The following is a 26980-nucleotide window of genomic DNA, read 5'->3' as shown; positions in this document are numbered from 1 at the left end:
CGGTGCCGCTGCCCCTTTTGGGCGGGTCGGCGACGCCGGTGGACATACCGGAAAGCAAGGGGATCCAGACCCCGAAGCAAGTCGCGGCGCCGAGTCTTGCCTCCGAAGGAGGTCGGACATGCATCTCGCAGAACTGCTCGGACGTCGTTCCCTGCCCGCCTCCGCGGTGTTCCTGGCCGTGACCCGGCGCTGCCCGCTGCACTGCGGTCACTGCTCTACCACGTCCGGAACCGATGGGGAAGAGCAGCCCGCGGCGCTGCTGCGGCGTTTCGTGGAGACGTTCACCCCGGCGGACCACCCGGAGTTCCTGCTGCTGACCGGCGGTGAGCCGCTGCTGCGGCCGGGCCTGGTGCGCACGCTGGCCGGGACGGCGCGGGCGGCCGGTACCCGCAGTTACCTGCTGAGCGGGATGTTCTTCGCGCGTACCGGTGCCACCCCGGACCCGATCCGGGCCGCGCTGCGGTCGGTCGACCATGTCGCGGCGAGCCTCGACGCCTTCCACGAGCGGGAGGTGCCCAGGGAGCAGGTCTTCCGGGTGCTGCGCGAGGTCCTCGACTCCGGCCGGGACGCCAGCGTCCAGGCGTGCGGGAAGGGCCCCGACGACCCGTACCTGGCGGAGCTGACCGAGCAGGTCAGGGCCGAGTTCGGGGACCGGGTGCCGATGTTCGTGAGCACGCTGCGGCCGGTCGGCCGGGCCCGGGCCTGGCTGACCGCGCTCGACGCCACCCGCGCGCCGGGTGGCGATCCGGCGCGCGGTACCAGCGACGCGCGGGCGCGGGGGCCGCGCGCCGCGCCCTGCGACCTGGCCGCCTGGCCGACCGTCGGCTTCGACGGCACCGTCACCGCCTGCTGCAACCAGGACCTGCTCGACCAGGCGCCACCGCCCGCACATCTGACGCTCGGTCATATCGCTTCCACCACCTGGCCCGAGGTGCGCCGCCGGAGCCAGTCGCGGCCGGTGCTGCGGGCGCTGCGGACCCGGGGTCCGCTGCAACTCGCCTACCGGCACGGCGGATCCGACCAGCCGGACGCCGACTACTGCGGCAGCTGCCGCGCGCTCGGCGACCGGCCGGGGACGCTGGCGGCGGTCGCCGCCGGGGCCGCCGGGCCGACCGCCGAGCTGCTCGAACAGCAGGCGGTGGGGCTCCAGTTGGCCGCCGGGGCGGTCGGCTTCGCCCGGCGGCACGGCGATCCGACCCGGGCCGGTCTGGTGCTGCTCGGCAGCGGCGGCGGGATCGCCGGGCAGGCCGCCGGGCAGGCCGAGGGGGTGCCCCGGTGACCCGGCTGACGCTGGCCCGGATCGACCGGATCCGGGCCCGGCGCAACGCGTCGGTGCTGCTCTACCTGACCGACCGGTGTCCGGTCGGCTGCGACCACTGCTCCGTGTCCGCGCTGCCGCGCGGGGCCCGGGTGAGCGCCGACGGGCCGCTGGACGGGCTGGTCCGCGGGCTGGCCGGGGCGCCGGGGATCCGGCTGGTCGGGATCTCCGGCGGCGAGCCGTTCACCGAGCGGGCCGCGCTGGACTCGGCCACCGGCCGGCTGGCCGGGGCCGGGAAGCAGCTGGTGCTGTACACCAGCGGCCACTGGGGCCGGGACGACGGCGGCGCCCCGGCCTGGACCGCGCCGGTGCTGGCCCGGGCGGACTGCGTGGTGCTCAGCACCGACCGGCAGCACGCGGCCCGGATCCCGGAGCGGCGCTACCTGGCCGCGCTGCGGGCGGCGGCAGCGGCGGGCAGCTGGATCGCGGTCCAGGTGGTCGACGCCCCCGGACAGGCGGCCGAGGCGGAGCGGCTGCTGGCGGCGGCGCTGGGACCGGACTGGCCGGAGCGGGCCGAGATCCGGGCCACCCCGCTGATCCGGCGCGGGCGCGCGGCCGGGAGTCCGGGCGCGGCGGACCGGCCCGGCGCGCCGGGGGGCGCGTTCGGGGTCTGCCCGCTCGCCGCCGCGCCGGTGGTCCGGTACGACGGCGGGCTCACCGGCTGCTGCAACGAGGACGTGGTGACCGGCCGCGGCCCGGCCGAACTGCACCGCGCGGCCCCCGGTGGCCCGGCCGAACTGCGGGGCGCGCTGGACGCGTTGGGCCGCGACGCGTACCTCACCGCCGCCGCCACGGTCGGCCTGGGCGCGCTGACCCGGCTGCCGCGCTACCGCGACCTGGCCGCGCGGGAGCACCCCGACCTCTGCGCGCTCTGCTGGACGCTGCTCGACCGGGGCGCCGCCGCCGACCCGGCCGTCCACGCGATCGCCCTGGCGGGCGCGGCGGGCACGGCGGGCGCGGCGGCGGGGGTGGCCGGATGACCGCCGCCACCCTGGTCCGCGCCACCCTGGAACTGACGCTACCTCAACTACGTTCGGCGGCACTGGAGATGTGGGCCGCACCGGGGCTGCGCGAGCGCTACCCGGCGTACCTGTACGCCATGCACGGGCTGATCCGGGCGTCCGTCCCGCTGATGCGGGACGCCGTCGAGCGCTGCGCCGCGCTGCCGCCGGGGGATCCCTGCGCGGAGCCGCTGGCGGCCTACCTGGCGGTGCACCTGGCCGAGGAGCAGGACCACGACGCCTGGCTGCTGGAGGACCTGGCGGCGCTGGGCCGCCCGCCGGAGGCGGTGCTCGGGCGGGCCCCGGCGGCCGAGGTCGCGGCCCTGGCCGGGGCGCAGTACTACTGGCTGCGCCACTACCACCCGGCCTGCCTGCTCGGGTACATCGCGGTGCTGGAGGGTTGCCCGCCGGATCCGGGGGTGGTCGCCCGGCTGCCCGCGCTGACCGGGCTGCCCGCACCGGCGTTCCGCACCCTGGCCCTGCACGCCGAGCTCGACCCGGGGCACCGGGAGGGCCTGGACCGGTTCCTGGCCGAGCTGCCGCTGCCGGACCGGGTGGCCGCCGCCGTGGCCCGCAGCGCCGCGTTCACGGCGGACCGCGCCGCCGCGCTGCTGCGCGGCCTGGCCCGTGCGGACCACCCGGACCAGCCGGATGACCCGGCGCGTCCGGACCGTCCGCCCCGCAGCCCCGATCCGTCGCTCGACTAGCCGCCCACAGAAGGTACTTCAGCCATGGTTTGCACGGCCTGCCAGTCCCCTGTCCCGGCCGGCGCCCGCTTCTGCCCCAGCTGCGGCGCCCGGGCCGCGACCGCCGCCCCGGCCCGGGAGTCGCGGAAGACCGTCACTGTCCTGTTCTGCGACATGACCGACTCCACCGCGCTCAGCGGCAGACTCGACCCGGAGCTGCTGCGGGACGTCATGGTCCGCTACTACGCGCTGATGCGCTCCTGCCTGGAGCGGCACGGCGGCACGGTGGAGAAGTACATCGGTGACGCGGTGGTGGCGGTGTTCGGGGTGCCGGTGCTGCACGAGGACGACGCGCTGCGGGCGCTGCGCGCCGCCGCCGACATGGTGGCCGCGCTGGAGCCGCTCAACCTGGAGCTGAGCGAGCTGTTCGACGTCCGGATCGGGATCCGGATCGGGGTGAACACCGGCGAGGTGGTGGCCGCCGCCGACGCCGCCTCGGACCAGGTGCTGACCTCCGGCGAGGCGGTCAACGTCGCCGCCCGGCTACAGCAGCACGCCGCGCCCGGCGAGGTCATCCTCGGCCCGGTGACCCACAGCCTGGTCGCGGCCTCGGCCGTGGTCGTCCCGATCGGCGAGCTCGCGCTGAAGGGGAAGGCCGAGCCGGTCCCGGCCTGGCGGCTGCTGGAGCCGCCGCCGGTACGCCCGGCCGGGGCCTGGGCCAGGGACGAGCCGATGGTCGGCCGGGCGACCGAACTGGCGTGGCTGCTGGGGCTGCTGGACCAGGTCACCGGCACCGCCGAGGGCCGCCTGGCGGTGCTCTACGGCGACGCCGGGGTCGGCAAGACCCGGCTGGCCGCCGAGTTCGCCGCCGTGGCGGCGGCCCGGGGGGTGCTGGTCGGGGCGGGCGGCTGCCCGCCGTACGGCGAGGGCCGGACCCTGCACGCCCTCGGCGAGGCGCTGGGACAGGTGGTGGAGCGGGCCAGGGCGCTCGGCTCGCTCGGCCCCGAGCAGGGCCAGGACCTGCTGGACGCGCTGGCCTACCTGGACTCCGGGCTGCTGCGGGACGGCGCGCCCGGCGGGCTGCCGGAGCAGCTGGGCTGGGCCGCGACCCTGGTCCTGGAGACCGTCGGTCGGCAGCACCCGGTGCTGCTGCTGCTGGACGACCTGCAGTGGGCCAAGCCCGCGCTGCTGGACCTGCTGCGCGGGCTGTGCGGCCGACTCGCCGGGACCGCGGTGCTCACCGTCGGACTGGCCCGGCCCGACCTGCTGGAACGGCACCCCGGCTGGGGCTGCGACCCGTCCGGCGGCGGAGCGACCGAGGGCTCGATGACCCTGGGCCCGCTGTCCGCGGCCGAGTCGGAGCTGCTGGTCGCCGCGCTCAGCGAGGTGCTGCCGCACCGGGCCGACCTGGTGGACCAGCTGGTGGCCCGGGCCGAGGGGAACCCGTTCTTCCTGGAGCAGCTGGTCGCGATCACCGAGCAGGGCGGCGCGGACACCCTGCCGCCCACGGTGCAGTCACTGATCGCGGCCCGGCTCGACCTGCTGACCCCGGTCGAGCGGGAGGTGCTGCTGCGGGCCACCGTGCCCGGACGCCGCTTCTCCACACCGGAGCTGGAGGTGCTGCTCGGCGAGGAGCCGCCGGTGGCGGAGCGGCCGGGGCCGGTGCTGGGCACGCTCGGACGCCGTCGGCTGATCGCCGCCGAGGGCGGCGCCGAGGGCCGCCGCGCCGCCGAGGGCGGCGCCGACGGCTACCGCTTCTCCGGGGCGCTGATCCGCGAGGTCGCCTACAACACCCTGTCCAAGCGGACCCGGGTCCGCTACCACCAGCGGCTGGCGGTCTGGTACCGGCAGCAGCGGCACGGCTGCGACCTGGTCGGGCTGCACCTGGAGCACGCCTACCGGCTGGCCGCCGAACTCGGCCCGGCCGACCAGCCGCGGGTCCTGGAGCTGAAGTCCGGCGCGGCGCGGAACCTGGCCACCGCCGGGGCCGTCGCCCTGCGCCGGAGCGACCTGCACTGGGCCGCCGAGCTGCTGGGCCGGGCCCAGGGGCTGCACGACCCGGACGACCCGGGGCGGCTCACGGTCGGGCTGCACCTGGCCGAGGCCCGGCTGCTGCTCGGCACCGACCCGCGGGCCCGGGACGACCTGCGCGACCTCGCCGACGCCGCCCGCGGCGACGGCGACCAGCGCACCGCCTGCCACGTCCAGCTGCTGCGGGCCGCGCTGGAACTGCCGACGCCCACGGCGGCGGAGGACGCGCTGGCCGCCGTCCCGGTGTTCGAGGCGGACGGGGACCAGCTCGGCCTGGCCCGGGCCTGGCTGCGGGTCGGCCAGCTGCGGCAACTCGGCGGACGCTACGGCGAGGCCGAGGAGCTGCTGCGGCGGGCGCTGCGGCACGCGCTGCTGACCGACGCCCAACTGGAACTCGCGACCGCCATCGGCGGCCTGGCGACCTCGCTGTGGCGCGGGCCGACCCCGGCCACGGCCGCGCTGGCGGGCTGCCGGACGCTGCTGGCCGAGCACGCCGGGGGCCGCCGGGCGGTCCGGGCCACGGTCAACTGCCCGCTGGCGGTGCTGCTCGCCTACCGCGGCGAGTTCACCGAGGCGCGCGCGCTGGTGGCCGACTCGGTCCGGATCATCGGCGAGCTCGGCCACGCGTACGGGGCGGCCAGCCTGCGGGTCTTCGCCGCCACCGTGGAGGGCCTGGCCGGGGACTGGCGCACGGCCGAACGGCTGCTGCGCGAGGCCGCCGCGGCCGCCGACCGGCTCGGCGACACCCTCGCCGCCGCCGTCAGCGCCGCCGGACTGGCCCGGGCGCTGCTGGAGCAGGGCCGCCACCGGGCCGCGCTGGAGTCCGCCGAGGGCACCGCCGGGACCGGCGACCCGTTCCTGGACGCCGAACTGCACGGGGTCAGGGCCCGGGCGCTGGCCAGCTGCGGCGAGCCGGAACCGGCGCTGCGGGAGGCCGCGCTGGCGGTCGCCACGGCCGCCGGCACCGACTCCACCGGCTGCCAGGCCACCGCCGAACTCGACCGCGCCCACGTCCTGCTCGCCCTCGGGGAGGACCTGGCCGCCGCCGGGGCGGCGGCCGCCGCCGAGCGGCTGTTCCGGGCGAAGGGCCACCTCGTCGGCGCCGAGTGGGCCGCCGCGACCGGTGCACGGACCAGACCTTCGGAGGGGAAATGACTACATCCGGCGAACCGCGCGGCCTCGGCCGCCCGCCGCTGACCTGGAACGCGCTCGGCCGCAGCCGGGAGGAGCTGGCGGTCATGGCCGACTGGCCGCAGCAGGCCACCACCGACTGGGCCTGGGGCGGCTCCTCCGGGCGCGGGGTCCGGGTCTGCATCGTGGACAGCGGCATCGAGGGCGGCCACCCGGACGTGGGCCCGATCCAGGGCTCGTACGCGGTGACCTCGGTCGGCGGCGCCGAGCCGAGCGTGCGGCCGGTGGACGACGGGGACGCCTGCGGGCACGGCACCGCCTGCGCCGGGATCGTCCGCTCGCTGGCGCCCGAGTGCGAGCTGTACAGCGTCCGGGTGCTCGGGGAGCGCTACGCCTCCTCCGGCGACGCCTTCGTCACCGGGCTGCGCTGGGCCGTGTCCCAGGGCTTCGACGTGGTCAGCCTGAGCCTGTCGACCACCCGCCGCCGCTTCGCCGAGGCGCTGCACGCGATCGCCGACGACGCGTACTTCCAGCGCACGCTGCTGGTCGCCTCGGCCCACAACACGCCGGTGGAGAGCTTCCCGTGGCGGTTCTCCTCGGTGGTCTCGGTCGGCAGCCACGCCGTCCAGGACCCCGCGCTGGTGCTCTACAACCCCAACCCCCCGGTGGAGTTCTTCGCCCACGGGACCGACGTGGAGGTCGCCTGGCCGGGCGGCGGACGCACCCGGATCACCGGCAACAGCTTCGCCACCCCGCACGTCGCCGGATACTGCGCGCTCGCCCTCGGCAAGCACCCGCAGCTCACCCCGTTCCAGGTCAAGAACCTGCTCTACCTCACCTCCAGCAACGTGGAAGGGTCCGCATGACTGAGAACCGCCGCAGTACTGACAACCACAGCGTGATGACGGCCGTCTCGGCGCTGCTGGGGCAGGCCGAGCGGGACCACCAGGAGCTGCTGCGCTCGGTGGTGGACACCGCCCGGGGCCTGTTCGGCGCCGCCGCCGCCTCGGTCTTCCTGCTCGACGCGGAGACCGACGAGCTGGTCTTCGAGGCGGTCTCCGGCGCCGGGGAGGGCCACCTGGTGGGCGAGCGCTTCCCCGCCTCCAGGGGCATCGCCGGTTGGGTGCTGGCCGCCCAGGAGCCGCTGGTGGTAGGGGATCTGGCGACTCATCCGACCTTCGCCCGGGACCTGGCGGAGACCACCGGGTACGTCCCGCGGTCGCTGATGGCGGCGCCGCTGCTGCGCGGCGAGGAGCCGATCGGGGTGATGGAGGTGCTGGACCCGGTCCCCAGCACGGTCAGCCCGCTGGGCGCGGCCGAGCTGCTGTCGCTCTTCGCCGGACAGGCCGCGATCGCCCTGGGCGTGCTCCGGCGCAGCCGGACCGCGCACCGGCTGCTGGTGCAGGAGGACGGCGAACCGACCGGCCTGGCCGAGGTGGCCCGACTGCTGGACTCGCTCGGCGCCGACCGGCGCGCGGCCGGACTGAACCTGCTGGGCTCGGTGCACCGGCTGCTCTCGCTGGCCGGTTGACCCGGACCGGCGACAACTCCACCGAAAGGGGCGGGACATGCAGTGGCACGACATCCAGGTGGCCGCCTGCGCGGGCGCGTTGGGCACACCGGAGCCGGTCCTCGACGCGGTCCTCGACGGCCGCTACGACGCCCGGCAGTACGCCGCGCAGGACTACCTGAGCGTCTGCGTGGCCGACGGCCGGGGACCGGCCGAACTCGCGGTCGAGGCCGGGCGGCAGGCGCTGCGCCGGGCCCCGGAGGCCGGTGCCCGGGTGGACCGGCTGATCCACGCCAGCGTCGGCTTCCAGGGCCTGGACCACTGGTCCCCGGCCGCCTACGTGCAGCACCGCACCGTCGGCGGCCGGGCGGCGGCGTTCGAGGTCAAGCAGGCCTCCAACGGCGGCCTGGTGGCGCTGGAACTGGCCGCCGCCCACCTCACCGCCTCGCCGCAGTCGGCGGTGCTGATCACCACCGGCGACTGCTACCCGCTGCCGGTCTTCGACCGCTACCGCTCCGACGACGCGACCGTGCGCGGCGACGGCGGCAGCGCGCTGCTGCTGACCCGCGGCGAGGGCGTCGCCCGGCTGCGTGCCACCGCGCTGGTCGGCGACGCCCGGCACGAGGGGCTGCACCGGGGCGACGAGCCGTGGGCGCGGGCCCCCGGCGAACACGGCTGGCCGGTGGACCTGCGCCGCCGCCGGGACGCCTACCTGCGCGGCGACCGGGAGACCGGCCACGCGGCCTCGCAGGCGCTGATCAACGGCAGCCGGGAGGCGCTGGAGGAGGCCCTGGCGGACGCCAAGGCCACGCTCGGCGAGGTCTCCCGGTTCGTCTTCCCCAACCTCGGCCGGGAGGCCGTCGCCCGGATGTTCCGGCTCCCCGAGCTGGGCGTCGGCGACGACCGGACCACCTGGGACTGGGGCCGCCAGGTCGGCCACATCGGCGCCGGGGACCAGGCCGCCGGGCTGGCCCGGCTGCTGGAGACCGGGGCGGTGCGCCCCGGCGACCTGGTGGCGCTCTGCGGCGTCGGCACCGGCTTCACCTTCGCCTGCGCGGTACTGGAGATCACCGCCGTCCCGCGGTGGACGTGACCCCGCCGCGGGCCATACCGGCACGCAGTCGGACGGCAAGCAGCGGACAAGCCCCGCCGCCGAGCATCGGGGTGTTCCGGTGACCACCCGTCGGGTGCTCCGGTGAACCACCGACCGACACCGACCACGCAGCGGAGGCAGCCATGCTCGGCGCCGAGAAGACCCGGGTGACCCGGGTCCGGGAACGGCTCCAGTCCGCCCGGGAACTGCTCGGCCAGGGGCGTACCGGCGAGGCCGAGCGGCTGGTCGAGGACGTCCTGCGGAACTGCGCGGGCCTGCCGGAGGAGGACCTGGCCTGCTCCTGCGGCCTGTCCGCGCGGCTGCTGGCGCTGCGCGGCGAGCGGGAGCGGGCCGGGCTGCTGGCCGAGATCGCGGTCCGGCTGGCGCACAGCGGCACGCCGCGGCCGTGCCAGGCGGACGCGCTGCTCGACCAGGCGTACACGCTGCGCACCCTCGGCGACCGCGAGGAGGCGGACGCCTGCCTGCGCGCCGCCCGGGCGCTCTCCCCGCGCCCGGCCCCGGCCGCCGCCCTGACCTGGTGAGGCGCACGCCCCAGCCGACCACAGAGGAGTTCCATGTACTACACCAACATCCTGGTGAGCGTGACCGAGATCTGCACCGTCGGTTGCAGCCACTGCGGCTTCATCGGTTCGATCCGCGAGCGCCAGCCCGAGGACGAGGAGATCGCCGAATGGGTCACCCAGGCCTGCGACTTCGGCATCCCGGCGATCATCTTCACCGGGGGCGAGCCGTTCCAGCGGTTCTCGCTGCTCAAGGCCGGGGTCCAGGCGGCGGCGGCGCACCCGTCCAAGCCCAAGATCGGCTGCTTCACCAGCAGCTTCTGGGGCAAGAACCCGGAGACCGTGGACAAGTTCCTGGACCAGCTCGACGGGCTGACCCACTTCTACCTGAGCACTGACGTCTTCCACCAGGAGAAGGTCCCGGCGCAGTACGTGCGCAACGTGATCGACGGCGCGATCCGGCGCGGCATCCGCGACATCAGCCTGTGCATCACCATCGCCAAGGACGAGGAAGAGCAGCAGATCCGCAGCATGTACGAGGACTACGGGGACCGGCTGCTGATCCACGTGGACCGGGTGATCTCCAGCCCGCACATCGAGGCCGTCGCCGACACCGGGCACCCGCCGCTGCCGCAGCACTTCGAGAAGAGCTGCTTCCTGCACACCCCGATCATCAACCCCAACGGCGACCTGTGCGCCTGCCACGTGGCCAAGGTCGGCGCGCACAAGCCGCTCGACAAGGACGTCTACTTCCTCGGCAACCTGAAGAAGAACAGCTTCCAGGAGATCATGGCCGAGGCCGACGGCGACTACAGCTACCAGTACCTGCGCGCCTTCGGGCCGCAGGGCGTGGCCCGGCTGGTCAGCGAGCACGACGGGCTGCGCGAGACCTTCGGCGGGAAGACCTTCTCCAGCGGCTGCGACATGTGCTCCAAGGTGCTGCTCACCCGCAAGGGCCGGGAGGCGCTGCGCGACCACGTGGCCGACCCGTTCCAGCAGACGCTGGTGGACGGCGTCCGCGAGGCCCGCTTCGGCGAGGCCCGGGCCGCCGAGGTGCCGGAGGGCGTGCGATGAGCGGCGGGTTCGTCGGGCTGCTGCCGGCCGCCGGACGGGGGACCAGGCTCGCGCCGCTGCGCTACCCGAAGGAACTGCTGCCGATCGTCTACGAGCCGGTCGGCGGCGACGGGACCGGGGTGCGGGCCCGGGCGGTGGCCGAGTACGCGCTGGCCTCGATCGCCGCGGCCGACGTGGAGCGGGTCCTGCTGGTGGTCGCCCCGTGGAAGCTGGACGTGCTGAACTACTTCGGCGACGGCCGCCACGTCGGCCTGGAGATCGGCTACCTCTACCAGGAGGAGGCCCGGGGCCTGCCGCACGCGCTGGACCTGGCCCGCAACTGGACCCGCGGCGAGCACGTGGTGTTCGCCATGCCGGACACGGTCACCGCCCCCGGCGACGCGCTGGCCCGGCTGCGCGAGCGCTACCTGGAGACCGGCGCCGACCTGGCCCTCGCGGTCTTCCCCACCGCCGAACCGGAGCGACTCGGCCCGGTGCTGCTGGACGGCGAGCGGGTGGTCCAGGTCCTCGACAAGCCCCGGCACGCCCCGGTCGGCAACACCTGGGGCGCGGCGATCTGGAGCGACGCCTTCGCCGACCTGCTGCACCAGGGCCTCGCCGAACTCGCCGACGCCGAACTCGCCGACGCCGGGCACCCCGACGCCGGGCACCCCGACGGCGGCACCGGCACCGGCGCCGAACCGGCCATCGGCCACTTCTTCGACCTCGCCGTCCGGCGCGGCCTGAAGGTGACCGGGGTGGCGTTCCCCGGTGGCGCGTTCGAGGACGCCGGTACCCGCGTCGGCATCCAGCGCTGCCTGGACGCCCGGCCCCAGACCGTCCCCGCACCCCACCCCGACCTGGTCGGGGCCGACTCTGCGAGCCGCACATGAAACTGCTGTTCTTCGCCCTGTCCACCGCCGGGTACGGCGAGACCGTCATCGGGACCTCCCTGGCCGACCAGCTGCGCCCGCTCGGCGTGCAGAGCCACTTCGTCATCTCGGAGATCTCCGCGCCGGTGCTGAAGCGCAGCGGCATCCCGCACACCGTGCTCGACCCGCGGATGCGCGGCCTGGCCCGGCTGCTGCTGGACGAGCTGGTCGCCGAGTTCCGGCCGGACGCCATCGTGCTGGCCGACTACTTCACCTTCACCGGGGTCTTCCAGAACCGCTACGGCCTGGAGCCGTGGTTCATCGAGGAGTACCAGCTGCCGATCCTGCCGATCGACATCTGGGAGTGGGAGAAGACCGACTTCGCCATCGACATCTTCGACGAGCCGCACGAGGTCGACCGGCGGCTGCTGGAGATGGAGACGCACCTGCGCCCGGTCCCGCTGGCGCACCCGGAACAGACCGGCCGGGCCTACCCGTTCCGGCTGTGGGAGGGCGGCGAGCAGGTCAGCCGCCGGACCAGGGGCCACCTGTTCACCACCTTCGGGCTGAACCCGCAGGACCGGCTGGTGATGCTCCCGGTCGCGGCCTGGCAGCAGCTGCCGGAGGAGCGCTACGCCTCCTCGATCGGCACCCAGGCCGTCTCCGGGGTGCCCCGGCTGCTCGCGCACTACCTCCGGCAGCTGCCGGAGACCACCCACTTCCTGCTGGTCGGGCAGGCCCCGCCGGAGCTGGCGGAGCTCCCGGCCGAGCGGACGCACGTGATGCCGCCCTGCTCACCGGCCCGCTTCAGCACCCTGCTGGGCTCCGCCGACCTGGTGCTCAGCCTCAACATCGGCGCCACCACGCTGGCCCGCGCGATCCTCTCGGACATCCCCGGGGTGGCGCTGACCAACAGCTTCGCGGTGCCCGACGCCGCCGCCGTGCCCCAGGTCGAGGCGCGGCTCGGCGGGCTCACCGACACCGTCCGCGACTGGCTCGGCGGGATCCAGCCGCTGCACCGGATGCGGATGTGGCCGCTGGGCTTCCACGACTTCCTCGAACCCCTGCTCACCGACAACCCGTACGCGGACGCGGTCACCCAGCTGGAGCTGCTGGACGAGCCCGCCGTGGTGCGCGGTATCGAGCAGGCGCTGTACGACTCCGACACCCGGGACCGGTCCGCTGCCGCCCGTGCCGACTACCTGAAGATCCTCGATGCCGAGGTGGACACCCGCGCGGCGTTCGCCCAGGCGGCGAGCCGACTGGGCCTGGCCCTCTAAGGACGACGATGAAGCAGCTGAGCATGCACGTGACCGACCTGTGCAACGAGAAGTGCGGTTTCTGCGTGGTGGGCTCCCCGCTCGCCAAGACCGACAGCGTCCAGTACAACGAGCTGGTCAACTTCCTCATCTCCAACGCCGACGAGGGCTTCGAGACGCTCAACCTGCACGGCGGCGAGCCGACCATCCTGCCCCGGCTGATGGAACTCCTGGACACCGCGGCCGTCTTCGGCTACCAGGAGGTGCAGATCCAGACCAACGGCCGTCGGCTGCGCGACCCGGAGTTCGTCGCCAAGCTGAAGGACCGCGGCGTCAAGCTGTTCGTGATCTCGCTGCACGGCGCGGACGCCGGGGTGCAGGACTGCCTGACGCAGACCCCGGGCGGCTTCGCGGAGACCATCGAGGGCATCCGGAACGCCAAGCGGGCCGGGATCGAGGTCCGGGTGAACACCGTCATCACCCGGATGAACATGGGCCAGTTGGGGAACATCACCCGGCTCTGCGTGGAGCTCGGCGTGGACCACATCAACATCTCCAACCTGCACCCGGTCGGCAGCGGCTACTTCGCCCTCGACATGCAGGCCCCGACGGTCAACGAGACCCGGACCCACCTGCTGCCGGTGCTCGACGAGTTCGTGCCCCAGGGCCACCGGATCACGCTGGAGGGCTTCCCGCTCTGCGTGGTCGCGCCCTACCAGCAGCTCGCCATCGAGGACGGCAGCCGGTTCATCCGGATGATGTACCAGGGCGACGTCTACGACAACTACGACGAGTTCATGGACGACCAGAACCGCGAGTTCGGCGCGCCCTGCGAGGGCTGCCCGCTGCGTGCCGACTGCGGCGGGGTGTACCTGGAGTACGCCGAGCGCCGGGGCTGGGACGAGTTCGCGGGCGCACGGCAGCGGCTGCCGGTCGTCGCCGCGGGCGCCTGAGGCGCCCGGCCCAGCCCGGGGGCGCGGCCGGGACCGGCGGGGGCCGGTCTCTCGGTGGGGGGTGCCGCAGCTCCGACCAGAGCCAACACCTGTCCTATCAGCAGCACACGGAGGAAGCATGACTCTCCCCCCACCGGTCGTCCTCGACCACGTCTCCAAGGACTACGGCGGCTTCCGCGCCGTGTCCGACCTCAGCCTGGAGCTCGAACCGGGACGCACCACCGTCCTGCTCGGCTCGAACGGCGCGGGCAAGAGCACCACCCTCAGCATGATGATCGGCCTGCGCAAACCCAGCGCGGGCCAGGTCCGGGTGTTCGGCCTGGACCCGGCCGACCCCCGGGCCCGGGCCCGGACCGGGGTGATGCTCCAGGAGTCCGGGGTGCCCGGCGCGCTGCGGGTCGGCGAGCTGATCCAGCTGTTCCGGGCGTACTACCCGAACCCGCTGGACTTCGACCAGATCGTCGACCTGGCCGACCTGCGCGGCAAGCTGCGCGCCCGCGCGGCCGACCTGTCGGGCGGCCAGCGGCAGCGGCTCTACTTCGCGCTGGCCGTCTGCGGTGACCCGCAGCTGCTGTTCCTGGACGAGCCCACGGTCGCCATGGACGTCGACTCCAGGAACGAGTTCCTGCGCTGCATAAGGGAGTTGGCGGATCGGGGGTGCACCGTGGTGCTCACCACGCACTACCTGGCCGAGGCCGAGCGGCTGGCCGACCGGGTGGTGGTGATCCACCGCAGCCGACTGATCGCCGACGGCTCCAAGGACGAGCTGAAGGCGCTCACCGCCGGCAAGCGGGTCTCCTTCCGGCTGCCGGGCCCGGTCGGCGTCGGCGAGTTCGAGGGGCTCCCGGTCGACGGCCTGGAGCTCACCCCCGGCGCCGGGGAGACCTCCGTGCGCTTCCACAGCGGCAGCCCCGAGGAGGTGCTGAGCACCCTCGCCCTGCGCGGCCTGCGGCTGCGGGACCTGGAGGTCGTCGGCGCCGACCTGGAGGAGGCCGTGCAGAACCTCGTCCACCAGGCCAGCCGACAGACCGCAGAGGTGCAGAGCCGATGACCACCACCGCGCGCAACGCCGCGCAGACCACCCCGGCGCGAACCGCCCCGGTGCCGACCGCCTCCGCCTGGGGGCGGCAACTGCCCGCCTCGGTACGGGCGCAGGTGCTGATCCTGCTGCGCAGCCCGTCGCTGATCGTGGCCGCGATCGCACTGCCGGTCGTCCTGTTCCTGGTGCTCGGCACCTCCGGCGGACACCAGCCGCAGCACGGCGCCCCGTACGCCGCGTACATGCTCTGCTCCATGGGCGCGTACGCCGGTGGCGCGATCATGCTGTTCAACTTCGGTACCACCCTGGCGATGGAGCGCGGACAGGGGGTGGACCGGCTGTTCCGGGCCAGCCCGATGCGTCCGTGGACCTACCTCGCGGCCAAGGGCGTGGTCGCGGTCGCGGTGGCGGTGCTGTCGTTCGCGGTGCTCGCGGCCAGCGCGGCGCTGCTCACCGACGCCGGGCTGTCGGCGCCGAAGCTGCTGGAGCTGGTCGGCCGGCTGCTGCTCGGCTCGGTGACCTTCCTGGCGATGGGCATGGCGCTGGGCTACGTGGTCGGCCCGACCTCGGCCTCGCCGATCGCCACGCTCTCCTACCTGCTGCTGTCGATGGCCTCCGGACTGTTCATGCCGCTGTCGCAACTGCCCAGCGGGGTACGGCAGGTGGCGCGCTACCTGCCGACGTACCACTACGCGCAGCTGGCCTGGGGCACGGTCGGCGCGGCGGACGAGCCGTGGACCACGGCCGCCGCCTGGCTGGGCGGCTACGCGCTGGTCTTCTTCGCGCTCGCGGTCCGGCTGTACCGGCGCAACCAGGTCCGCCGCTTCTCCTGAACCAACTGTCCCGGGGGCTGGGCCGGGTGGCTGCTTCGGCAGCCGCCCGGCCCTTCGGCGTTCACCCCGCTCACCCCCGGGGCCGCGGGCCGCGCGGCGGCAGGTGCTCGTTCCTGGCCTGGATCTCGGCCGCCAGCAGCTTCCGCGAGTTGATCCCCAACTTGGCGAACACGTGCGACAGATGGGCCTGCACGGTGCGCGGCGAGGAGAACAGCCGCTCGCCGATCTCCCGGTTGGTCAGGCCCTCCGCGGCCAGGTCCGCGACCTGCCGTTCGGCCGGGGTCAGGCTCACCCAGCCCACGCCGCGCTGCCGGGGTCCGCGCCGCCTGGCGGCGTAGGCGGCGGCCTCGCCCAGCGACAACTGCGCGCCCTCCGCCAGCAGTTCGGCGAAGCGGTCCGGCGCGAGCAACTGCCGGGCCCGCTCCCGTTCCGCCGCGCGGCGCCGCTCGGCCGGCTCGGGGCGGCGACTGCCCAGGGCCTGGCGCAGGCCGTCGGCCGCGCCGAGCAGCCGGACCGCGTACTCGGCGCGCTCCTGCTCCAGCGCCAGCCCGGCCAGCGACTCCAGCGACTCCACGGCGGCGATCCGCAGGTCGCTGCCCACCCGCAGGGCCAGCGCCTGGTGGTAGGCGGACCAGGCGCGGGCGGCGTCGCCCAGGGCCCGGGCGCCGTCGCCGACGGCCTGCAGCGTACGGGCGAGCAGGGCCGGTCCGGCGCCGGTCCGGGCGATGGCGTGGGCCTCCTCGATCAGCGTCCAGGCCGCACCGGCGGACCCGGCCGCCAGCGCCACCTCGCCCAGGCCCAGGATCCCGGCCACCGCCTGCGCCCCGACGCTCTCCCGGGAGACGGCGGTGAGCTGGGCGAACGCGCCCCGCGCCTCGACCGCCTGGCCCCGGGTCAGCCGACCGCGTCCCAGTGCGTCCAGGGTCCAGCCCAGCAGCAGCGGCGAGTCCACGTCGGTGGCCAGCGCCACCGCCTGCTCCAGCTCCGGCGGCTGCGCGGGCCCCGGGTGCCCCTGGTCCACGGCCACCCGGCCGGTCTCGGCCAGCAGCAGCGCCCGCGCGGCCGTGGCGTCCAGCGGTCCGGCCAGCGCCTCCGCCTCCGCCAGCAGCGCCCGGGCCGCCTCGAACCGCCCCTGCCGCCGCGCCACCCGCCCGGCCACCAGCAGCGTCACCAGCAGCACCGCAGCCCCGGCCCCCTCGGTCGCCGCCCCGGCCCGGGCCTCGGCCACGGCGCGGGCGGCGGCCTCGGCCGCCTCCGGCGCGTGGCCGTGCTGGGCCGCGGCCAGCGCCCGCAGCGCGGTGGCCACCGGCGCCCACGGCGAGGTCCCGCGCAGTCCGGCGGCGGCCCGGGCCAGTGGAGCCGGGTCCGCCTGCGGATCGCACAGCAGCCGCGCGGCCCCGGCCAGCAGCTCGGCCCAGTGCCGCCCCGGCACGTCCCGCTCCCGCTCGCAGCGGACCGCCGCCGCGCGCGCGGTCTCCAGCGCCGCCTCGGCCCGGCCGAGCGCGCAGTCCAGCATCCCCCGCGCCAGCAGCACCCGCCCGCGCAGCCCGGCCGCGCCGGAACCAGCACCGGCTTCGGCGGCTTCGGCGGCTTCGGCGGGTCCGGCGGGCTCGGTGGGCTCGGTGCGGGCGAGTTCGGCGGCGAGCAGCTCGGCCCCCTCCCGGATCCGGCCGCTGAGCAGCCAGAACGGCGCCGCGACGGTGGCCAGCCGGAGCCCGTCACCCGCGTCGCCGCCGTCGTCCGGGGTGGCGGTACCGCACCAGCGCAGCGCCTCGGACAGGTCCGCCGCGCGCAGCGCCGCCGGATCCCGCAGCGCGTACCGCAACCGGGCCCGTTGCAGCCCGGGCCGCTCGCCGGAGCGGCCCAGGAGTTCACCGGCGTACTGCCGGACGGTGCGCATCAGCCGGTACCGGGCCTGGTCGCCGGTGGAGTCGCAGACCACGAAGGACTTGACCACCAGTCCGGCCAGCGCCTCCAGTACCTCTGTCTCGGGGAGCCCCGCGCCGGAGCAGACCTGCTCGACGGCGTCCAGGGTGAACGAGTCGGCGAAGACCGAGACCCGGCGCAGCAGCACCCGCTCCCGGTCGGCCAGGGTGCGCGCGCCCCAGTCCAGCGCGCCGCGCAGCGAACGGTGGTGCTCGGGGCCGGTGCGCAGGCCGCCGACCAGCAGCCGCATCGGGTCGTCCAGCCGCTCCGCGATCTGCGCGGGGGTCAGCACCTTGGTCTGCGCGGCGGCGAGTTCCAGCGCCAGCGGCAGCCCGTCCAGCCGCTCGCAGATGGTCCGCACCTCGGGCGACACCTCGGGGGCGACCCCGGCGTGGTGCGCCGCGGCCCGGGCCACGAAGTACTCGGCGGCGTCCCTGGGCGGCAGCGGCGCGACCGGGTAGACGGTCTCCAGGCTCGCGCCGAGGGACTCCCGGGAGGTCGCGACGATCCGCAGGCCGGGTTCGGCGGCGAGCAGCGCCGAGGCGAACCTGGCGGTCCGGCCCAGCAGCAGGTCGCAGTTGTCGAGCAGCAGCAGCCGTTCCCCGGGCAGCCGCTCCAGCCGTTCGGCGGCCTGCCGCAGCAGCGCCTGGGCCTGCTGCTGGTCCTCGGCCTCCAGCAGGTCCACGCTCGCCGACGCGGTCCACCGGGCGTCCCCGGCCAACGCCCCGGCGAGCGTGCTCTTGCCCACCCCGGCCGGACCGGTCAGCGTGACGAGCCGGGCCCGGGCCAGCAGTTCCCCCAGCTCCCGCAGTTCGCGCCCGCGCGCGAGCGGCTGCGGAGCCACCGCCGTGCCCGTCACCGTGTCCGTCATGGTCCCCCCGTGTCCGTTCCGGCCGTTCCGGTCCCGTCCTGGTCGTCGCCCTCGTCGCTGTCGTCGCGGTCCTAGTCGCTGAGCCTGCGTTGCAGCGTCCGCACCGCGGCGGCGCAGACCAGCGCGGTGCCGAAGGTCAGCGCGCTCATGAAGGCCCAGACCGGCAGGTGCGGCATGGTCGGGTCGAACGCGGCCCGCAGCGCCTCGCTCACGTACACCAGCGGGTTGACCAGGATCGCCCACTGGAGCCAGCCGACCCCGCGCAGCGAGGCCCACGGGTAGTAGACGCAGCCCAGCATGGTGATCGGCACCATCACCACCGTGAACAGCGCGCTGAGCTTGCGCGGCTCCACGATCGTGCCGATCAGCAGCCCGACCCCGGCCATCAGCAGTGCGGCGAGCACCAGCACGCCCAGCGCCTGCGGCCAGTGCGCGGTGGAGATGTGCGGGGCCTGGCCCGGCGCGTGCACGAACAGCACGCAGGGCAGCACCATCAGCCCGGCCACGCAGCCCTGGAGGGCGCCCACCAGGATCTTGGACAGGCCCAGCATCCACAGCGGCAGCGGGGCGAGCACCCGGTCCTCGATCTCCCGGGTGTACGAGAGCTCCATCACCAGCGGTGTGGACACCGACATGATGCCCTGCATCATCACCGCCGAGGCGACCATCCCGGGCACCAGCACGGTCGAGAACGACAGGCCGCCCGGGTCGGCGGCGGCCCCGCCCGCGCCCGCCGTCTTCGGCATCACGTAGGCGAAGACGAAGACGAACAGCAGCGGCTGGGTGGTCGACCGCAGCACGAAGCCGAGCAGGTCGCGGCGGATCACCCGCAGGTCGCGGGCGAGCAGCGAGAGGAACGGCAGCAGCCGCCGCCCGGTCGGGATCCCGAGCCCGTCCTGGGCCCCGGTGCCGGGTCCGGGCGCGGCGGGCGCCTCGGGTCCTACCGTCTGTGTGGTCATTCCCGGTACTCCCGTCCGGTCAGCGCGAGGAAGACCGTCTCCAGGCTGGGACGGCGAACGGAGACGTCGAGCACCAGCAGCCCGGCGTCCAGGCTGGCCCGCAGCAGCGCCGGGACCGCCCCCTCCAGGTGCGAGGTGTGCACCCGCAGGGTGGAGTCCCGCGCCTCGGCGCGGGTCACTCCGGGGATGGCGCGGACCGGGTCGAGCAGGTCGTCCAGGTCGGTGCCCGGCTCGTGGACCAGGGTCACCACCGAGTCGCCGCCCTCCCGCTCCTTCAGCTCGTCCTGGGTCCCGGAGGCGAGCACGGTGCCGTGGTCGACCACGGCGATCCGCTCGCAGAGCGCCTCCGCCTCCTCCAGGTAGTGCGTGGTCAGCACGATGGTCTGGCCCTCGGCGTGCATCTCCCGCAGCAGGTCCCAGAGGTTCACCCGGGTCTGCGGGTCGAGGCCGGAGGTCGGCTCGTCCAGGAACAGCACCGACGGCCGGGTCAGCAGCGCCCGGGCGATCATCACCCGCTGCGCCTGGCCACCGGAGAGGTGGTGGACCATGGTGTCCGAGCGGTCGCCCAGGCCGAAGCGGTCGAGCAGTTCCTGGCCGCGCGCCCGGGCCGCCCGCGCGCTGAGCCCGGCGAACCTGCCCCGGAACTCCAGGTTCTCCAGCGCCGTCAACTGCCGGTCCAGCGTGTTGTACTGGGTCACCGCGCCGATCCGCCGCTTGACCGCGACCGGGTCGGCGACCGGGTCCGCCCCGGCCACCCGCATCCGGCCGGAACTCGGCCGGACCCGGGTGGTGAGCATGCCGAACGTGGTCGACTTCCCGGCCCCGTTGGGGCCGAGCAGGCCGAAGGACTCCCCCTGTCGCACGGTCAGCGAGATCCCGCGTACCGCCTGGACCGCCCTGCCGCCGTTCTCGTACGTCTTGTGCAGGTCCTCGGTCTCGATGGCTGTGGCAGCCATGGCCTGACCGCCCCCTTCCCTGGGTTGGCTCAGCCGCCGGAACGGCTCAGCTTGGGTGATCGCTCGATCGCGTCGGCGACCTCCCGGGCGATGCCCGCGTTGTTGCGGACACGCAGCATGATGAGGAACCCGCCGCCGGTGACCACGGCGGTCGCCCGGGTGCCCTCGCGCCGCAGCTCGACGCTCGCGGTGGTCAGCGCGTTGCTCTTCACGGTGAAGCTGTCGGGCTTGCGGCCGTGCTCGATCGCGTACCGGCTGCCGAGTTCGGCGTGGACGGCCTCGATCACCTGGTCGACGCTGACACCCGCGCGGTTGATGTCGATGGTCTTGCTCATGTCGCTCCGTTCTTGAGGGTCCTGGCGGGTCACCCTGGCGCGGTTCGCCTGTTTATCCGCTGCCGCGCGCTTGGCTGCCGGTAGGTCGGCGCCGCCGTGGACGGGTGCCACCGGTCCCGCCCGGTCCCGCCCGGTCAGAACGGAACGCCCCCGGCCACGGCCACCCGCTCGGTGACCCGCCCGGCCGGGAAGTAGTCGGAGACCGCGTAGTGCTGCACCGCCCGGTTGTCCCAGAAGGCCACCGATCCCGGCGTCCAGCGGAACCGGCACTGGTACTCGGGCGCCTGGAGCTGCCGGAACAGGTACTGGAGCAGCTGCTCGCCGCGCTCCGGCTCCATCCCCTCGATCCGGTCGGTGAAGACCGAGTTGACGAACAGCGTCGGCCGTCCGGTCTCCGGGTGGGTGCGCACCACCGGGTGCGACACCGGCGGGTACTGCTCCCGGATCCGGGCGATCTCGTCGGCCGGGACGAAGCGGCCCATGGTCGCGGTCAGGTCGTGCACCGCCCGCAGCCCCTCCAGCGCCGACCGCACCTCGGCCGGGAGGCAGTCGTACGCGGCCCCGGCGTCGGTGAACAGCGTGTCGCCGCCCACCTCGGGGCCGTCGAGCAGCCGCAGCACGAAGGCCATGGCCGGGCGCGGACGTCCGGTCATGTCGGCGTGCCAGGCGTTCTCGAAGCCCGCGTTGGCGGCGTCCTTGACGTAGCGGGCGACCCCGGGACCGGGGGCGCCGGGGGCCAGGCTCTGCTGTTCGAGCTCGCCCCAGAGCCGGGCGAACGCGGTCTGCTGCTCCTGGGTGATCCGCTGGTCCCGGAAGAACAGCACCTTCCACTCCAGGAACGCCCGGCGCAGCTCCGCGCGCAGCTCCTGGTCCAGCGGCGCGCCGAGGTCGACGCCGCTGACCTCGGCGCCGATCACCGGGCTGAGCGGGGTCAGCCCGAAGCGCCGGTACGGCCGGTCGGCCTGGTTCGGGCCGATCCGGCGCAGCCGCCGCGGCCCGCCGCGCACCGCCCGCCCGGGCCGGTCCGCCGGTGGCAGCCCGGCCTCCGCACCGGCCTGGTCCCAGGGCAGGCGCTGCTCGGATTCGACGATGGTCAGGTGCGGTGCGGTCATCCTGGCTCTCCTCCTCGGGACGGTCCTGGACCGGTGGTCCGAACGTCTGTGCTGGACCGGCTGTCGGCGGCAGCGTCCGAGCGGACGGTTTGGCCGCGCCTGTTCCCGGCCTGCCCCGTGGTTGGGAGCGGTGGCGCAACCGGCGGCAAACCGCAGCACAACCGGGGGGTCCTAGCGTCCCGAGGCGGACGTTCCGCGGGCCGGACCCGGAACAGCACGAGAAGGGGGCGGGGCAGGTGGAACAGCCGGTCGGGAACAGGCCGTTGAGCGTGGCGCTGGGCGGGGACTGGATGGCGACCCGGGGTTCGGTACTGGCCGACAGCCCCCGGGCGCAGGCCCTGCGCACGCTGCTGACCTCGGCCGACTTCAGCTTCGCCAACCTGGAGGTGGTCGCCGCCGACTGGCAGGGGCACCCGGTCCGGGACCCGCTCGGCTCGACCCTGGCCACCGGCGCGCGGGTGCTGGACGATCTGCGTGACGCCGGGATCGACATGGTCAGCTTCGCCAACAACCACGCGCTGGACATGGGCACCGAGGGGCTGCTCGCGCAGCTGCGCGAACTGCGCTCCCGGGGACTGGCGGTGGCCGGCGCCGGTCCCGAGCTGACCAGCGCCCGGATGCCCGCCTACGTGGACCGCCCCGGCGGCAGCGCCGCGCTGATCGCCTGCACCGCCAGCTTCGGACCCGGCCAGGAGGCCGCGGCGACCGGCCTGCAACTGCCCGGCCGCCCCGGGGTGAGCCCGCTGCGGCACCAGCAGGTGCTGGAGGTCACCGAGGAGCAGCTGGCGGTGCTGCGCCGGATCGACCGGGAGACCGGGCTGGCCGCGCAGCGCGCCGGGATCGTGGCGATGATCGGCAGCGACCCGTGGAGCGCCGAGGCCGACCCCTTCCCCTTCCTCGGCGGCCTCTTCCGGGCCGCCGCCGCCCCGGGGCTGCGGACCAGCGTCGACGAGCAGGACCTGGCCGGGATCCTGCTCTGGGTCCGCGAGGCGCGGCAGCGCAGCGACCTGGTGGTGGTCAGCGTGCACTCGCACGAGTCCGGGCCGAGCCCGCTGGAACCGGCGGCCTTCCTGCGCGCCTTCGCCCACGCGGCGATCGAGGCCGGGGCGGACATGGTGGTCGGCCACGGCCCGCACCGGCTGCGCGGGATCGAGGTGCACCGGGGGCGGCCGATCTTCTACAGCCTCGGAAACCTGGTCAGCCAGATCGAGTTGACGCAGCGCCTGCCCGCCGAGGACTACGCCAAGGTGCCGTCGGGCCGTCCGCTCAGCCCGTTCGGCTTCTTCAACGCGCGCAGCCTCGCCGACACCCGGGGCTTCGCCACCGGCCGCGAGTACTGGGAGACGGTGGTGCCGGTGGTCACCGCCGCCGCGCCCGCCGCCGCGGACGGGCGGTACCGGCCGTCCGTGGTCGAGCTGCACCCGGTGACCCTCGGCTTCGGGCTGCCGACGCACCGCCGGGGCCGCCCGGCCTGCGCCGCACCGGAGGACGGCCGCCGGATCCTCGCCGAGCTGGCCGAACTCTCGGCCGGGTACGGCACGGTGCTGGAACTCGCCGAGGGGCCGACCGGCCCGATCGGCCGCCTGCCGCTGAGCTGAGGCCCCGACGGCTGGGACGGCTGGGACTAGCTGGGACGGTCTGGGACGGCCTGGGACGGCTGGGACGGCTGGGACGGCTGGGACGGCCTGGGACACCGCCCCGGAGGAGGCCGCATACCGCGCGACTACTGAACATCAGTCCGATGACAGCCGGTCTCCCTGACTCTGCGTTCGGCCCAACGGCAGCCGCTTCCGCTGCCGCCCTGTCCGAAGGAGACCCGTTCCCATGGCGCCGATCCGCAGTCCCCGGCGAGGCAGACTCGCCGGACGCCTCATCCCGACCACCGTGGCGGTCACGGCCGCCGCCGCGCTCGCGCTGGCGACGGCGCCGTCCGCGCTGGCCGCCGCCCCCACCGCCGCCGACGCCCGGGTGCCGCTCGCCACCGGCGGCGGCCTGGTCCCGTCCGGCGCGGTGGACGAGGGCACCGCGCCGCAGACCGGGACGCTGACCATCCGGGCGTACCTGAACGTCCGCGACCGGACCGGCCTGGACCGGCTCGCGCAGCGGATCTCCACCCCCGGCGACCGGCTCTACCACCACTACCTGACCCCGGCCGAGTACGCCGCCGCCTACGCGCCGACCGCGAACCAGGCCGCCGCCGTGGCGCGTTGGCTGCGCTCCGCCGGGCTGCGGGTGACCGGCTCCGGCGCCGACTACGTCGCCGCCGGCGGCAGCCAGGCGGCGGTCGACCGGGCGCTCGGCACCAGCACCCACCGCTTCCGCTGGGACGGCCGCACCTTCCAGGCCCCGGCGACCGCGCTCAGCGTGCCCAGCGCGGTCGCCGCCGACGTGCTCTCGGTCTCCGGGGTGAGCACGCTGACGCCCACCGTCCGGCCGTCGTCCGCCGAGTCCCTCCCGGCCGGGATCACCGGCCCGGCCGTGGCCGCGGCGGCGTCGAGCGCGACCTGCTCCTCCTCGTACGGGGCCACTCCGGCCACCGGCCTGCCCGCCGCCTACGGGGCCACCCAGCCCTGGCAGGCCTGCGGCTACCAGCCCAGCCAGCTGCGCAGCGCCTACGGCGTCACCGGCACCGGCCTGACCGGCGCCGGCACCCGGATCGCGGTGGTCGGCGCCTACGCCTCGGCCACGATCGCCGCCGACGCCCAGACCTACGCCACCGACAACGGCGAACAGGCTTGGGCGCCGGGGCAGTTCACCCAGCAGCTGCCGACCGGGCTGGCCGCCCAGCCGAGCAACTGGGGCATGGAGGAGGCGATGGACGTGGAGGCGGTGCACGCGATCGCGCCCAGCGCCGACGTCCGCTACGTCGCGGCGGCCGGGACCGACGACGACAGCTTCCTGGACGCGGTCACCAGCATCGTCGACGGCCACACGGCCGACATCGTCTCCTGCTCCTGGGTGCTCGGCGCGGACACCGGCATCCCGTCCGCGACCGTGGCCGCCTTCGAGCAGGACTTCGAACAGGGCGCGGTCGAGGGCGTCGGATTCGACTTCGCCTCCGGCGACACCGGCGCGCAGGCGCTCTCGCAGGACGGCAACGGCCCGGCGGTCACCGCCACCCAGTACCCGGCGTCCAGCCCCTGGGTCACCGCGGTCGGCGGCACCAGCCTGGCCGTCGGCTCCTCCGGGCAGTACCTGTGGGAGACCGGCTGGGAGACCGACTACGCCTCGCTGTCCACCGACGGCAGCGCCTGGCAGGGCCTCCCCGGCAGCTTCGCCGGTGGTTCCGGCGGTGGCGCCAGCGGGGTGTTCGACCGCCCGTTCTACCAGTACGGCACGGTCCCGGCGTCCGCGCTCAACAGCGGCGGCGTGGCCCGCCGCGCGGTGCCGGACGTGGCCATGGACGCGGACCCGGTCACCGGCATGCTGGTGGGCCAGACCTTCGCGCTGCCGACCGGGAACATCTTCGTGCAGTACGCCTCGGGCGGCAGCAGCCTGGCCGCCCCGCTGTTCGCCGGGATCCAGGCACTGGCCCAGCAGAAGGCCGGGCAGCCGCTCGGCTTCGCCAACCCGCTGATCTACCGGGCGTCCCGGGCCGGGGACTTCCGCGACGTCACCGACACGCCCCCGGGCACCACCGGCCCGCTGGCCGCCGCGCACACGGTCACCAGCGTCAGCCCGACCGGGACGCTGAGCACCAGCGACGTGCTCGCCACCTTCGGCCAGGCGCGCGACGCGGGCCTGGCGGCGACTCCCGGCTACGACGACGTGACCGGCGTCGGCTCGCCCACCAGCGGCTACTTCGACTCCGCCGCCGCCCTCGACGGGCTCGGCTGATCCCCCTCGCGCCCGCCGTCCCGAACGGAGGAGACACCATGACCGTCCCCGACGACCACCCCGACCGGTCCGACCCGCTGGCCCGGCTGCGCGACGCGGGCTTCGACCTCGACGCCTTCGACGACGACCAGCTCGACCTGCTGGCCGGTCTCAGCACGGACGAACTGACCGTGCTGCTGGACATCAGGGAGCGGATCGGGGAGGTCCGGCCGGAGGTGGAGCTGCACGGCCACGAGATGCCGATGACCATCGGCGGCCTGCTGTTCTGACCCGCTCCCCGCCCGCTCACGACGCCCGAGGGCCCCGCCGGACACCCGGCGGGGCCCTCGACGCGCGCTCGGCCCCACCCGACCCCGGCCCCACCCGGCCCCACCCGACCCCGGCCGTCGTCCCGCCGCCGGGTCTGCCGGGGGGAGCAGTGGTCAGCCGCGGGTGTCCACCGGGAAGCTGCTGTGCAGCCGCATCCGCAGCACCTGCCGCCGGACCGGCGTGCCGCCCATCGCGAGCCGCGGGAAGCGCCGCACCAACCGGGGCAGCACCACCGCGCCCTCCATCCGCGACAGCGCCGCGCCGATGCAGAAGTGCAGCCCGCCGCCGAAGCTCAGCACCCGCCCCGGCGGGCGCGAGGGCAGGAACCGGTCCGGCTCCGCGTACTGCGCCGGGTCCCGGTTGGCCGCGCCGAGCAGCGCCACCAGCAGCTGACCGGCCGGGATGTCCACCCCGCCGACGGTGCGGTCCTCGCTGGTCATCCGGGGCGCGATCTGGGACGGCGGCTCGTGCCGCAGCGACTCCTCCACCACCGCCTCGGTCACCGAGTCGTCCAGCCGCAGCCGGTCCGCCTCGGCCGGGTTCAGCAGCAGCTGCTCGGCGGCGTTCCCGAGCAGCGCGGCGGTGGTCCCGTACCCGGCGGTGAACAGGAACATCAGCAGCCCGAGCAGCTCGTCCTCGGACAGCGCCCCGGCGTCGCGGGCCCGGGTGAGCTCGGTGGTCAGGTCCTCGCGCGGCGACCGGCGGCGGTCGCGGACCATGCCGGACCAGTAGTCCAGCATCGCCTTGGCGGCGGCGTCCGAGCGGGCCTGGGCGTCGTCGCCGACGTACAGGTCCATCACCGTGAAGAAGTCGATGCCGAGGCCGCGGAAGTGCTCTCGGTCCTCCTCGGGCACGCCCAGCATCTCGCCGATGACCGCCGTCGGCAGCGGGTAGGCCAGGTACGACATCAGGTCGACCGGGCTGCCGTCCGAGCCCGCGTCCGCCATCCGGTCCAGCATGCCGCCGACGACCCGCTCCACCAGCAGCCGGTACTCGGCCATCCGGCGCGGCGAGAAGGCGCCGCCGACCATCCGCCGCAGCCGGTTGTGGTCCGGGTTGTTGCGGCTCTGCATGGACTGGTACATCAGCCGGGTGGCGGTGCTGTCCCGCCAGCCGGGCAGGTTCGCGTCGTACCACTGCGGGTCCTGGACCCGGAAGCTCGGGTCGTTGAGCACCTGCTGGCACTCGGCGTACCCGGTCAGGAAGTGGATGTTGCCGGCCTTGTGCACCGGGGCCAGCGCCCGGAGCGCGTGGTAGTGCGGGTAGGGGTTGGTCAGGCCCTCCGGCGACATCAGCCGGGCGAGAACGGCCGACGGGGTCTCCAGGGCGGGCACCAAGTCACTGATCGTCATCGACGCTCCTCACGGGATCAGCC

Annotated in this window: 23 protein-coding genes; 17 read left to right on the top strand and 6 right to left on the bottom strand. The window is 75.1% G+C overall.

What is annotated here, in order from left to right; all coding sequences use genetic code 11:
• The first annotated feature begins 118 nt into the window (after positions 1-118).
• The 14 genes from GXP74_RS38445 to GXP74_RS38380 all read left to right on the top strand — a co-directional run bounded on the left by GXP74_RS38445 (position 119) and on the right by GXP74_RS38380 (position 15300).
• A complete protein-coding gene (locus GXP74_RS38445; RefSeq protein ID WP_182455811.1) occupies positions 119-1279 on the top strand; it encodes a radical SAM protein in 1161 nt (386 codons plus the stop codon).
• Positions 1276-2298: a radical SAM protein gene (locus tag GXP74_RS38440; protein ID WP_182455810.1), complete on the top strand. Its 1023-nt coding sequence runs from the start codon at positions 1276-1278 to the stop codon at positions 2296-2298. Before GXP74_RS38445 ends, GXP74_RS38440 begins: the two co-directional genes overlap by 4 nt.
• A complete protein-coding gene (locus GXP74_RS38435) occupies positions 2295-3026 on the top strand; it encodes an iron-containing redox enzyme family protein (RefSeq protein ID WP_182455809.1) in 732 nt (243 codons plus the stop codon). Before GXP74_RS38440 ends, GXP74_RS38435 begins: the two co-directional genes overlap by 4 nt.
• 24 nt (positions 3027-3050) lie before the next feature.
• The gene (locus tag GXP74_RS38430) at positions 3051-6191 is read left to right on the top strand and encodes an adenylate/guanylate cyclase domain-containing protein (protein WP_182455808.1); all 3141 of its coding nucleotides are present in this window, start codon (positions 3051-3053) and stop codon (positions 6189-6191) included.
• Positions 6188-7033 carry a S8 family serine peptidase gene (locus GXP74_RS38425; RefSeq protein WP_182455807.1) on the top strand — a complete coding sequence of 282 codons (846 nt, stop codon included), beginning with the start codon at positions 6188-6190 and terminating at the stop codon, positions 7031-7033. Before GXP74_RS38430 ends, GXP74_RS38425 begins: the two co-directional genes overlap by 4 nt.
• A complete protein-coding gene (locus GXP74_RS38420; protein ID WP_370468514.1) occupies positions 7030-7698 on the top strand; it encodes a GAF domain-containing protein in 669 nt (222 codons plus the stop codon). The genes GXP74_RS38425 and GXP74_RS38420 overlap by 4 nt, the downstream gene beginning before the upstream one ends.
• Positions 7699-7735: 37 nt before the next feature.
• Positions 7736-8770 carry a ketoacyl-ACP synthase III family protein gene (locus tag GXP74_RS38415; RefSeq protein ID WP_182455806.1) on the top strand — a complete coding sequence of 345 codons (1035 nt, stop codon included), beginning with the start codon at positions 7736-7738 and terminating at the stop codon, positions 8768-8770.
• 143 nt (positions 8771-8913) lie between these two features.
• Complete coding sequence (locus GXP74_RS38410; protein WP_182455805.1) at positions 8914-9312, top strand: hypothetical protein; 399 nt, start codon at positions 8914-8916, stop codon at positions 9310-9312.
• 33 nt (positions 9313-9345) lie between these two features.
• Positions 9346-10365 (top strand): radical SAM protein, encoded by a 1020-nt coding sequence (locus GXP74_RS38405; protein WP_182455804.1) that lies wholly within the window; start codon positions 9346-9348, stop codon positions 10363-10365.
• The gene (locus GXP74_RS38400; RefSeq protein WP_182455803.1) at positions 10362-11237 is read left to right on the top strand and encodes a sugar phosphate nucleotidyltransferase; all 876 of its coding nucleotides are present in this window, start codon (positions 10362-10364) and stop codon (positions 11235-11237) included. The genes GXP74_RS38405 and GXP74_RS38400 overlap by 4 nt, the downstream gene beginning before the upstream one ends.
• Positions 11234-12496 (top strand): DUF6365 family protein, encoded by a 1263-nt coding sequence (locus tag GXP74_RS38395; protein ID WP_182455802.1) that lies wholly within the window; start codon positions 11234-11236, stop codon positions 12494-12496. Before GXP74_RS38400 ends, GXP74_RS38395 begins: the two co-directional genes overlap by 4 nt.
• An 8-nt stretch (positions 12497-12504) precedes the next feature.
• On the top strand, positions 12505-13428 hold the full coding sequence (locus tag GXP74_RS38390; protein WP_182455801.1) for a radical SAM protein: 924 nt from the start codon (positions 12505-12507) through the stop codon (positions 13426-13428).
• A 118-nt stretch (positions 13429-13546) separates the two neighbouring features.
• Positions 13547-14479, top strand: a complete 933-nt coding sequence (locus GXP74_RS38385; RefSeq protein ID WP_182455800.1) for an ABC transporter ATP-binding protein — start codon at positions 13547-13549, stop codon at positions 14477-14479.
• Positions 14476-15300: an ABC transporter permease gene (locus GXP74_RS38380; RefSeq protein WP_182455799.1), complete on the top strand. Its 825-nt coding sequence runs from the start codon at positions 14476-14478 to the stop codon at positions 15298-15300. Before GXP74_RS38385 ends, GXP74_RS38380 begins: the two co-directional genes overlap by 4 nt.
• 70 nt (positions 15301-15370) lie before the next feature.
• Here GXP74_RS38380 and GXP74_RS38375 read toward each other — a convergent pair whose 3' ends face one another.
• The 5 genes from GXP74_RS38375 to GXP74_RS38355 form a co-directional block, all read right to left on the bottom strand.
• Positions 15371-18097, bottom strand: a complete 2727-nt coding sequence (locus GXP74_RS38375; protein ID WP_182455798.1) for a LuxR C-terminal-related transcriptional regulator — start codon at positions 18095-18097, stop codon at positions 15371-15373.
• Positions 18098-18168: 71 nt separating this feature from the next.
• Positions 18169-19056: an ABC transporter permease gene (locus GXP74_RS38370; RefSeq protein WP_182455797.1), complete on the bottom strand. Its 888-nt coding sequence runs from the start codon at positions 19054-19056 to the stop codon at positions 18169-18171.
• Positions 19053-20012 carry an ABC transporter ATP-binding protein gene (locus GXP74_RS38365; RefSeq protein WP_182455796.1) on the bottom strand — a complete coding sequence of 320 codons (960 nt, stop codon included), beginning with the start codon at positions 20010-20012 and terminating at the stop codon, positions 19053-19055. Before GXP74_RS38365 ends, GXP74_RS38370 begins: the two co-directional genes overlap by 4 nt.
• Positions 20013-20041: 29 nt before the next feature.
• The gene (locus GXP74_RS38360; protein WP_182455795.1) at positions 20042-20347 is read right to left on the bottom strand and encodes a hypothetical protein; all 306 of its coding nucleotides are present in this window, start codon (positions 20345-20347) and stop codon (positions 20042-20044) included.
• Between the two features lie 134 nt (positions 20348-20481).
• A complete protein-coding gene (locus GXP74_RS38355) occupies positions 20482-21459 on the bottom strand; it encodes a TauD/TfdA family dioxygenase (protein WP_182455794.1) in 978 nt (325 codons plus the stop codon).
• A gap of 269 nt (positions 21460-21728) precedes the next feature.
• Here GXP74_RS38355 and GXP74_RS38350 point away from each other — a divergent pair, with 269 nt between their 5' ends.
• The 3 genes from GXP74_RS38350 (at position 21729) to GXP74_RS38340 (ending at position 25565) form a co-directional block, all read left to right on the top strand.
• Positions 21729-23057 (top strand): CapA family protein, encoded by a 1329-nt coding sequence (locus GXP74_RS38350; protein ID WP_225448752.1) that lies wholly within the window; start codon positions 21729-21731, stop codon positions 23055-23057.
• A 226-nt stretch (positions 23058-23283) separates the two neighbouring features.
• Positions 23284-25296, top strand: a complete 2013-nt coding sequence (locus tag GXP74_RS41985) for a protease pro-enzyme activation domain-containing protein (RefSeq protein WP_182455792.1) — start codon at positions 23284-23286, stop codon at positions 25294-25296.
• A gap of 38 nt (positions 25297-25334) precedes the next feature.
• The gene (locus tag GXP74_RS38340; RefSeq protein ID WP_182455791.1) at positions 25335-25565 is read left to right on the top strand and encodes an aroma-sacti cluster domain-containing protein; all 231 of its coding nucleotides are present in this window, start codon (positions 25335-25337) and stop codon (positions 25563-25565) included.
• A 153-nt stretch (positions 25566-25718) separates the two neighbouring features.
• On the opposite strand, the gene GXP74_RS38335 is transcribed toward GXP74_RS38340, so the two are convergent.
• Positions 25719-26957, bottom strand: a complete 1239-nt coding sequence (locus tag GXP74_RS38335) for a cytochrome P450 (RefSeq protein ID WP_182455790.1) — start codon at positions 26955-26957, stop codon at positions 25719-25721.
• Positions 26958-26980 lie beyond the last annotated feature (23 nt).

The organism is Streptacidiphilus sp. P02-A3a, assembly GCF_014084105.1.
Taxonomy (GTDB): Bacteria; Actinomycetota; Actinomycetes; order Streptomycetales; family Streptomycetaceae; genus Streptacidiphilus.
This window is presented reverse-complemented; position numbering and strand designations above follow the sequence as displayed.

Bases quoted from the DNA above. Each gene is read 5' to 3' on its own strand.
- GXP74_RS38385 (WP_182455800.1), top strand. From the start codon at position 13,547: ATGACTCTCCCCCCACCGGTCGTCCTCGACCACGTCTCCAAGGACTAC.
- GXP74_RS38370 (WP_182455797.1), bottom strand. From the start codon at position 19,056: ATGACCACACAGACGGTAGGACCCGAGGCGCCCGCCGCGCCCGGACCC.
- GXP74_RS38400 (WP_182455803.1), top strand. From the start codon at position 10,362: ATGAGCGGCGGGTTCGTCGGGCTGCTGCCGGCCGCCGGACGGGGGACC.
- GXP74_RS38445 (WP_182455811.1), top strand. From the start codon at position 119: ATGCATCTCGCAGAACTGCTCGGACGTCGTTCCCTGCCCGCCTCCGCG.
- GXP74_RS38390 (WP_182455801.1), top strand. From the start codon at position 12,505: ATGAAGCAGCTGAGCATGCACGTGACCGACCTGTGCAACGAGAAGTGC.
- GXP74_RS38355 (WP_182455794.1), bottom strand. From the start codon at position 21,459: ATGACCGCACCGCACCTGACCATCGTCGAATCCGAGCAGCGCCTGCCC.
- GXP74_RS38435 (WP_182455809.1), top strand. From the start codon at position 2,295: ATGACCGCCGCCACCCTGGTCCGCGCCACCCTGGAACTGACGCTACCT.
- GXP74_RS41985 (WP_182455792.1), top strand. From the start codon at position 23,284: ATGGCGCCGATCCGCAGTCCCCGGCGAGGCAGACTCGCCGGACGCCTC.
- GXP74_RS38415 (WP_182455806.1), top strand. From the start codon at position 7,736: ATGCAGTGGCACGACATCCAGGTGGCCGCCTGCGCGGGCGCGTTGGGC.
- GXP74_RS38380 (WP_182455799.1), top strand. From the start codon at position 14,476: ATGACCACCACCGCGCGCAACGCCGCGCAGACCACCCCGGCGCGAACC.
- GXP74_RS38430 (WP_182455808.1), top strand. From the start codon at position 3,051: ATGGTTTGCACGGCCTGCCAGTCCCCTGTCCCGGCCGGCGCCCGCTTC.
- GXP74_RS38365 (WP_182455796.1), bottom strand. From the start codon at position 20,012: ATGGCTGCCACAGCCATCGAGACCGAGGACCTGCACAAGACGTACGAG.
- GXP74_RS38420 (WP_370468514.1), top strand. From the start codon at position 7,030: ATGACTGAGAACCGCCGCAGTACTGACAACCACAGCGTGATGACGGCC.
- GXP74_RS38375 (WP_182455798.1), bottom strand. From the start codon at position 18,097: ATGACGGACACGGTGACGGGCACGGCGGTGGCTCCGCAGCCGCTCGCG.
- GXP74_RS38340 (WP_182455791.1), top strand. From the start codon at position 25,335: ATGACCGTCCCCGACGACCACCCCGACCGGTCCGACCCGCTGGCCCGG.
- GXP74_RS38360 (WP_182455795.1), bottom strand. From the start codon at position 20,347: ATGAGCAAGACCATCGACATCAACCGCGCGGGTGTCAGCGTCGACCAG.
- GXP74_RS38410 (WP_182455805.1), top strand. From the start codon at position 8,914: ATGCTCGGCGCCGAGAAGACCCGGGTGACCCGGGTCCGGGAACGGCTC.
- GXP74_RS38395 (WP_182455802.1), top strand. From the start codon at position 11,234: ATGAAACTGCTGTTCTTCGCCCTGTCCACCGCCGGGTACGGCGAGACC.
- GXP74_RS38335 (WP_182455790.1), bottom strand. From the start codon at position 26,957: ATGACGATCAGTGACTTGGTGCCCGCCCTGGAGACCCCGTCGGCCGTT.
- GXP74_RS38405 (WP_182455804.1), top strand. From the start codon at position 9,346: ATGTACTACACCAACATCCTGGTGAGCGTGACCGAGATCTGCACCGTC.
- GXP74_RS38425 (WP_182455807.1), top strand. From the start codon at position 6,188: ATGACTACATCCGGCGAACCGCGCGGCCTCGGCCGCCCGCCGCTGACC.